Consider the following 7351-nt stretch of genomic DNA (forward strand, 5'->3'; position numbering starts at 1 on the left):
CCGCCCGAGGCCGGCTGTGCCGCCCCTTCGCCCGGATGGCCCGCAAATCTCGCGCCGCGCCCGGTGCGCCGCCCACGATCGACCTCAGGCCTGGAGCCGACCGCTCGGGCCCGACCGCCGTCGCACCGCCCTTCCCAGGCCGGGAAGCACCCGCCGGGCGCGGCCGACACGGCCGACACGGCCCGCAGCGTGCGACCCAGAGCAGAAAGTGGATCATGACAACTCTGTCCGAACCCCAGCCGAAGCAGCAGGACGAGTCCGACTCCCGGTTGCGGGTGGTGCTGATGCTGGAGATCCAGGACGGCGCCCAGCAGCGCTTCCTCGACGTCTACGAGCAGCTGCGCCACCAGGTGGCCTCGGTCCCCGGCCACGTCAGCGACCAGCTGTGCCAGTCGATCAACGACCCGCGCCAGTGGCTGATCACCAGCGAGTGGCGGGACCAGGAGACCTTCCTGGAGTGGGTGGACAGCCCGGCCCACCGCGAGATGGTCAAGCCGATGCACGGCTGCGTCAGCGACAACTTCCGCTCGCTGCGCTACGCCGTCCTGCGCGAGACCTCGGCGGCCGGCTCGACCGGCACCCGCGCCCCGATGGAGGTGCCGCCCGGCCTGCCGCGCACCGCACCGGCCGGCCACGTCGGCCCGCCGAAGGCCGAACCGGGCCCGGACGGCGTGGTCCGCCACGCGCTGACCTTCACCGTCAAGCCCGGCAGCGAGCCCGAGGTGGCCAGGATCCTGTCCGGCTACGCCTCCCCCCGGGCCGAGGTGGACGAGCACACCCGGCTGCAGCGGACCTCGCTGTTCATGCACGGCAACCGGGTGGTACGGGCCGTCGAGGTGGTCGGCAACCTGGGCGACGCCCTGCGGCACGTGGCGATGCAGCCCGAGGTGCGGGCCGTCGAGGAGGCGATCAACCCGTACCTGGAGGAGGCCCGCCAGCTGGGCGACCCGCAGGCCGCCCGCGCCTTCTTCGCCAGGGCCGCGCTGCCCGCCAAGCACCAGGCGATCGCCGGCTCCCCCGCCTCCGGCCGAATGCACCGGCACGCCGTGCTCTACCCCGTCCGCCCGGGCAACGGACAGGCCGTGGCCGAGCTGCTGGCCCGGCACGACAACCTGGCCACCGCCGACCCGACCGGGCCGGTCGCGGCGGGCACCGTCTTCCAGCGCGAGGACGTGGTGGTGCGCCTGGTCGACCTGCGGGTGCCGGCCGAAGCCGACCCCGCCGCCGCCCTCGGCGTGGCCGACGACCTGGAGGCGGCCGCGCTGGCCCGGCTGCTCGACCTCGGCCCGCAGGGCGACCTGCGCACCGTCACCGGGCTCGGCGCCTTCCTCGCCGCCCGCGCCATGAACCCCGTCACCGACCGCAGCTCCGCCGACCCCCACGCCAACTGACGCTCCGTCACCCCACGTCAACTCCACGTCGATTCCACGGAGGAAGACCATCATGACCACGCAGTACCCACGGATCGTCAACGTCGACGAGGCTCCGGAGAACCGCCGCCACGGCGCCGAGCTCCGCACCATGCTCACCCCGACCACGTGCGGGGCGACCAGTGGCTTCATGGGCCTGGCGATCGTCCGGCCCGGCGAGCGGATCGGCGAGCACTACCACCCGTACTCCGAGGAGTTCGTGTTCGTCGTCTGCGGCGAGCTGGAGGTCGACCTGGACGGGGAGACCCGGCCGCTCAAGGCCGACCAGGGCCTCATGATCCCGATCAACATGCGCCACCGCTTCCGCAACGTCGGCGACACCGAGGCCCGGATGGTCTTCCACCTCGGCCCGCTCGCCCCGCGCCCCGACCTCGGCCACGTGACCACCGAGGAGTCCGCCGCCTCCGGCCCGCCGGAACACGCCAAGGTGGCCTCGTGACCCGGCGCGTCGCCGTCACGGGGATCGGTGTGGTCGCGCCCGGCGGGGTCGGCGTCCCGGCGTTCTGGGAGCTCCTCACGGCCGGCCGCACCGCGACCCGGGGCATCACGCTCTTCGACCCCACCGGGTTCCGCTCCCGGATCGCCGCCGAGGTCGACTTCGACCCGGCGGCCCACGGGCTGGGCCCGGAGGACGTCCAGCGGGCCGACCGCTACGTCCAGTTCGCGATGGTCGCGGCCGACGAGGCGATCGCCGACGCCGGCCTGGACCTCGCCGCCGAGAACCCCTGGCGGATCGCCGTCTCGCTCGGCACCGCCGTCGGCGGCACCACCCGGCTGGAACACGACTACGCCCTGGTCAGCTCCGCCGGCGCACGCTGGGACGTGGACCACCGACAGGCGGAGCCGCAGCTGCACCGGGCCTTCGCGCCCAGCACGCTCGCCTCCGCGGTGGCCGAGCGGACCGGCGCCCGCGGCCCGGTGCAGACCGTCTCCACGGGCTGCACCTCCGGCCTGGACGCGATCGGCTACGGCTTCCAGGCGGTCGAGGAGGGCCGCGCCGACATCTGCGTCGCCGGCGCCTCCGACTCCCCGATCTCGCCGATCACCGTCGCCTGCTTCGACGCCATCAAGGCCACCAGCGAGCGCAACGACGACCCGCAGCACGCCTCCCGTCCCTTCGACGCCGAGCGCGACGGCTTCGTCCTCGGCGAGGGCGGCGCCGTCCTGGTGCTGGAGGAACTGGAGCACGCCCGGCGCCGCGGCGCCCGGATCTACGGCGAGGTCGGCGGCTTCGCCACCTTCGGCAACGCCTACCACATGACCGGCCTCACCAAGGAGGGGCTGGAGATGTCCCGGGCGATCGACCACGCGCTCGCCCACGCCAGGGTCGACCGCACCGACGTCGACTACGTCAACGCGCACGGCTCGGGCACCAAGCAGAACGACCGGCACGAGACCGCCGCGGTCAAGCGCTCGCTGGGCGGGCACGCCTTCGGGACCCCGATGAGCTCGATCAAGTCGATGGTCGGCCACTCGCTCGGCGCGATCGGCGCGATCGAGGTCGTCGCCTGCACCCTGGCGCTCGCCCACGGCGTCGTGCCGCCGACCGCCAACTACGAGACTCCGGACCCGGAGTGCGACCTCGACTACGTGCCGCGCACCGCGCGCGAGCTGCCGCTGAGCCACATCCTCTCGGTCGGCAGCGGATTCGGCGGATTCCAGTCCGCCGTCGTGCTCAACAGAACGGGGTGAGTTCCATGACGTCACGTCAGCAGGGCCGCCGGGCGGTGGTCACCGGCCTCGGCGTGGTGGCGCCGAACGGCGTCGGGGCCGACGCCTTCTGGAAGGCCACCAGGCAGGGCGTGAGCGTCCTCGACCGGATATCCCGCGAGGGCTGCACCGAGCTGCCGCTCAGGATCGCGGGCCAGGTACGGGACTTCGAGCCGCAGTCGGCGATCGACAACCGCTACCTGGTGCAGACCGACCGCTTCACGCACTACGCGATGGCCGCCGCCGACCTGGCGGTGGCGGACGCCGGCTTCCGGCCCGACCCCGAACAGCCCTTCGCGGTCGGCGTGGTGACCGCGGCCGGCTCCGGCGGCGGCGAGTTCGGCCAGCGTGAACTCCAGCAACTCTGGGGCCAGGGACCGAGGTTCGTCGGACCGTACCAGTCCATCGCCTGGTTCTACGCGGCCAGCACCGGCCAGATCTCGATCCGCGGCGGCTACAAGGGCCCCTGCGGAGTCGTCGCCAGCGACGAGGCCGGCGGCCTGGACGCCCTCGCGCACGCGGCCCGCTCGATCGAGCGCGGCACCGACGCGGTGGTGGTCGGCGCCGCCGAGGCCCCCCTGGCCCCCTACTCGATGGTCTGCCAGCTCGGCTACCCCGAGCTCAGCCTGGCCGAACGGGCCGAGGAGGCCTACCTGCCGTTCACCGCGCGGGCCTGCGGCTTCGCCCCCGCCGAGGGCGGCGCGATGCTGATGCTGGAGGACGAGCGGACGGCCCGGCGCCGCGGCGCCAACGTCCGGGCGCACCTGGCCGGGCACGGCGCCACCTTCACCGGGGCCTCCCGCTGGGAGGAGTCCCGCGAGGGGCTGGCCGCCGCGATCCGGATCGCGCTGGACGACGCCCGGATCGCGCCCGAGGAGATCGACGTGGTCTTCGCGGACGCCCTCGGCATCCCGGCCGCCGACCGGGCGGAGGCGCTGGCGCTGGCCGACGCGCTCGGCCCGGCCGCCGAGCGCGTCCCGGTCACCGCGCCCAAGACCGGCACCGGACGGGCCTACTGCGGCGCCCCGCTGCTGGACGTGGCCGCCGCCGTGCTGGCCATGGAGGACGGCGTGCTGCCGCCCACCCCCAACGTCACCGAGGTCTGCCACGACCTCGCCCTGGTGACCGGCCGCGCCCGCCCGGCCGAGCTGCGCACCGCCCTGGTGCTCAGCCGCGGGCTGATGGGCTCCAACTCCGCGCTGGTGCTCCGGCGCGGCGAGCGGGCCTGAACCTCCCGAACCACTCCGTCACACCTTCGAAGGGACACACCCCCGTGAGCAACACCCTCAGCTATCCGGAGCTCGCCGCCCTGCTGCAGGCCCGGGCCGGCGTCATCGTGGAGCCGGGCGATCTGGAGCAGCCGGGTGCGCAGTTCGACGCGTTCGGCGTCGACTCGCTCGGACTGCTCGGCGTCGTCGGCGAGTTGGAGAACCGGCACGGCCTCAAGGTCACCTCCGGCGCCGAGTCCGCCAAGACCCCGGCCGAGTTCATCGAGCTGGTCAACTCCTCCCTCTCCGCGAAGGCTGGTGCCTGAGATGCCCGGACACACCGACAACGAGATCGTCATCGCCGCGCCGCTCGACCTGGTCTGGGAGATCACCAACGACCTGGAGAACTGGCCGGACCTGTTCAGCGAGTACGCCTCGGTCGAGGTCCTGGAGCGCGACGGCGACCGCGTGCAGTTCCGGCTCACCATGCACCCGGACGAGAACGGCCAGGTGTGGAGCTGGGTCTCCGAGCGCACCACCGACAAGTCCTCGCTCGCGGTGCGCGCCCGCCGGGTCGAGCCCGGCCCGTTCGAGTTCATGGACATCCGCTGGGAGTACGCGGAGGTCCCGGCCGGCACCAGGATGCGCTGGATCCAGGACTTCGCGATGAAGCCCACCGCGCCGGTCGACGACAACGGCATGGTCAACCACATCAACAAGAACTCCCGGATCCAGATGCAGCTGATCCGCGAGAAGGTCGAGAAGCGGGCGGCGGAGCTGTGAGCGGCGCGCACCGGGCGCTGATCGTCGCCCGGATGAAGCCCGAGGCGGCGCCGGACATCGCCGAGGTGTTCGCCGAGTCCGACCAGGGCGAACTGCCGCACCTGATCGGCGTCACCGGCCGCAGCCTCTTCCAGTTCGGCGACGTCTACCTCCACCTGATCGAGGCCGACCGTCCGCCGGGCCCGGCGGTCGCCAAGGTCATCGGGCACCCGGAGTTCCGGTCCGTCAGCGACCGCCTGACCGCCTTCGTCCAGGCCTACGACCCGGCCACCTGGCGCGAGCCGAAGGACGCGATGGCGCGCGAGTTCTACCGCTGGGAGCGCTGAACCCGGCGTTCCCGATGGGCCCGCCCCCGGCCGTGTGCCGGGGGCGGGCCCATTGCGCTTCCCGGCGGTCCGGGAACCCACTCCCACCCCCCGGTCCCTCGGCCCCGGCACCCGGCCCCGACACCCTCCCCCCGACACCCGGCCCCCGGTCCCGGCGCGGATTCACCCGGATCGCCCGGCCAGCCGGGTGAACACACCCGGGACTCCACCCGAAGGGCGCACAGTCCGCACCGGCGCTGCCACGCTCCGGTGGCAGGCGGCCGCACCGTGGTTGACGGTGGATCAGGCGCACCCCCCGCGAGCCCCCTTGCCCGGCACCGTGTCGGCAGTCGCGGTCCGCGCGCCGGAAGGATCATCCTCATGCGTTCTGCACGCACGCTGCTCGCCGCGGCGGCCGTCGCCGCCGTCCTCACCGCCGGTGCTCCCATGGCCTATGCCGACGGCTCCGCCGACCAGGGCAAGAACCTCACCTGGCAGGAGAAGCAGGAGAAGCCCGACAAGGGCTCCGCCGACAGTACGAAGGGCAATGACAGCTCGATGGGCTCGGCCGCCACCCAGGACCACAAGGGCACCGATTCCAAGGGCACCGACTCCAAGGGCACCGAGGAGCACAAGGGCTCCGACTCCAAGGGCTCGGAGTCCAAGGGCTCGGAGTCCAAGGGCGGCGAGTCGAAGGGGAGCGAGGAGCACAAGGGCTCCGAGGCCAAGGACGAGGACCACAAGACCCCGCACGGCGGCGTGCACACCGGTGGCGGCGGTATGTCGCTGTCCGGCGGCGGGCTCGCCTCCGGCGCGGTGCTGCTGCTCGGCGGCCTCGGGGCCGGTGCCTACGCCCTGCGCCGCGGCCGCCGCGCCTCCGGCGCGGTCGCCTGACGCCCGACGCGCTGCTTCCGTCGCCTCCGGGCGCCCCACCCCGGCCGGGGCGGGGCGCACCGGGGGCGGCGGGCCGTTCGGAACCGGTTGAGCGGAGGACAGGAATGACGGGTGGTCCCGCCTCTGGAATGCCCCGGCTGCTGCGCGCCGGGATGGGCGCGGCAGCGGTCGGTCTGCTGCTGATCTACAACTCGGTGGACACCGGGCCGAGCACCGACACGGCGGCCACCCAGGCCGCTCCGCCGGCGGCCACCGCCTCGGCCGTCCCGGGGCCGCCGGCCGCCGCCTCCCCGCCGCCCGCGGCGGCGGCCGCGCCGGGGGTGCCCCCGCTCAAGGCCTCCAAGCCGACCCGGCTGCGGATCCCGCAGATCGCCGTGGACGCGCCGTTCACCGAGCTGACCCTCAACGCGGCCGGCCAGCTCAACGCGCCGCCGCCGGACGACAAGAACCTGGTCGGCTGGTACCGCGGCGGCGTGACCCCCGGCGAACGCGGCAGCGCGGTCGTCGCCGGGCACGTGGACACCACCAAGGGCCCGGCGGTGTTCCTGCTGCTGAGCCTGCTGCTGCCCGGCAACAAGGTCGAGGTGAGCCGCGCCGACGGCACGGTCGCCGTCTTCACCGTGGACTCGGTGGAGACCTTCGCCAAGGACGCCTTCCCCGACCAGAAGGTGTACGGCAAGACGCCCGACGCCCAGCTCCGGCTGATCACCTGCGGCGGCACGTACGACAAGAAGAAGCGGGACTACCTGGACAACGTGGTGGTCTTCGCGCACCTGGAGTCCTCGCACAAGGCCTGACGCGGCGCGGGGCCCGATGCCGCGCGAGGCCTGATGCCGCGCGCACCGGACGAGGGGCGGGGCGCCCCCGGCGGCGCGGCCCGGGGGGGGGGGGGGGGGGGGGGGGGGGGGGGGGGGGGGGGGGGGGCGCGGGGGGGGGGGGGGGGGGGGGGGGGGGGGGGGGGGGGGGGGGGGGGGGGGGGGGGGGGGGGGGGGGGGGGGGGGGGGGGGGGCGGGGGGGGGGC

General features: G+C 74.4%; 9 protein-coding genes. All 9 read left to right on the top strand.

Going from position 1 to position 7351, the window contains the following annotated elements; translation table 11 throughout:
* Positions 1-215 precede the first annotated feature (215 nt).
* The 9 genes from ACIRST_RS39975 to ACIRST_RS40015 all read left to right on the top strand — a co-directional run bounded on the left by ACIRST_RS39975 (position 216) and on the right by ACIRST_RS40015 (position 7127).
* A complete protein-coding gene (locus ACIRST_RS39975) occupies positions 216-1391 on the top strand; it encodes a SchA/CurD-like domain-containing protein (protein WP_402809205.1) in 1176 nt (391 codons plus the stop codon).
* A gap of 52 nt (positions 1392-1443) precedes the next feature.
* On the top strand, positions 1444-1869 hold the full coding sequence (locus ACIRST_RS39980; protein ID WP_350520168.1) for a cupin domain-containing protein: 426 nt from the start codon (positions 1444-1446) through the stop codon (positions 1867-1869).
* Positions 1866-3122, top strand: coding sequence for a beta-ketoacyl-[acyl-carrier-protein] synthase family protein (locus ACIRST_RS39985; protein ID WP_350520169.1), 1257 nt, complete (start codon positions 1866-1868; stop codon positions 3120-3122). The genes ACIRST_RS39980 and ACIRST_RS39985 overlap by 4 nt, the downstream gene beginning before the upstream one ends.
* Positions 3123-3127: 5 nt before the next feature.
* Positions 3128-4369: a beta-ketoacyl synthase N-terminal-like domain-containing protein gene (locus ACIRST_RS39990; RefSeq protein WP_402809209.1), complete on the top strand. Its 1242-nt coding sequence runs from the start codon at positions 3128-3130 to the stop codon at positions 4367-4369.
* Positions 4370-4413: 44 nt separating this feature from the next.
* The gene (locus tag ACIRST_RS39995; protein ID WP_350520171.1) at positions 4414-4674 is read left to right on the top strand and encodes an acyl carrier protein; all 261 of its coding nucleotides are present in this window, start codon (positions 4414-4416) and stop codon (positions 4672-4674) included.
* 1 nt (position 4675) lies between these two features.
* Positions 4676-5131, top strand: a complete 456-nt coding sequence (locus ACIRST_RS40000; protein WP_350520172.1) for an SRPBCC family protein — start codon at positions 4676-4678, stop codon at positions 5129-5131.
* Complete coding sequence (locus ACIRST_RS40005) at positions 5128-5457, top strand: TcmI family type II polyketide cyclase (protein ID WP_350520173.1); 330 nt, start codon at positions 5128-5130, stop codon at positions 5455-5457. The genes ACIRST_RS40000 and ACIRST_RS40005 overlap by 4 nt, the downstream gene beginning before the upstream one ends.
* A gap of 360 nt (positions 5458-5817) precedes the next feature.
* On the top strand, positions 5818-6330 hold the full coding sequence (locus ACIRST_RS40010; RefSeq protein ID WP_402809214.1) for a hypothetical protein: 513 nt from the start codon (positions 5818-5820) through the stop codon (positions 6328-6330).
* Between the two features lie 104 nt (positions 6331-6434).
* Positions 6435-7127, top strand: a complete 693-nt coding sequence (locus ACIRST_RS40015) for a class F sortase (protein ID WP_350520175.1) — start codon at positions 6435-6437, stop codon at positions 7125-7127.
* Positions 7128-7351: the final 224 nt, after the last annotated feature.

Source organism: Kitasatospora sp. NPDC101447, assembly GCF_044767225.1.
Taxonomy (GTDB): Bacteria; Actinomycetota; Actinomycetes; order Streptomycetales; family Streptomycetaceae; genus Kitasatospora.

Coding starts and splice junctions, on each gene's coding strand:
- ACIRST_RS39975 (WP_402809205.1), top strand. CDS start 216: ATGACAACTCTGTCCGAACCCCAGCCGAAGCAGCAGGACGAGTCCGAC.
- ACIRST_RS39980 (WP_350520168.1), top strand. CDS start 1,444: ATGACCACGCAGTACCCACGGATCGTCAACGTCGACGAGGCTCCGGAG.
- ACIRST_RS39990 (WP_402809209.1), top strand. CDS start 3,128: ATGACGTCACGTCAGCAGGGCCGCCGGGCGGTGGTCACCGGCCTCGGC.
- ACIRST_RS40000 (WP_350520172.1), top strand. CDS start 4,676: ATGCCCGGACACACCGACAACGAGATCGTCATCGCCGCGCCGCTCGAC.
- ACIRST_RS40010 (WP_402809214.1), top strand. CDS start 5,818: ATGCGTTCTGCACGCACGCTGCTCGCCGCGGCGGCCGTCGCCGCCGTC.
- ACIRST_RS40015 (WP_350520175.1), top strand. CDS start 6,435: ATGACGGGTGGTCCCGCCTCTGGAATGCCCCGGCTGCTGCGCGCCGGG.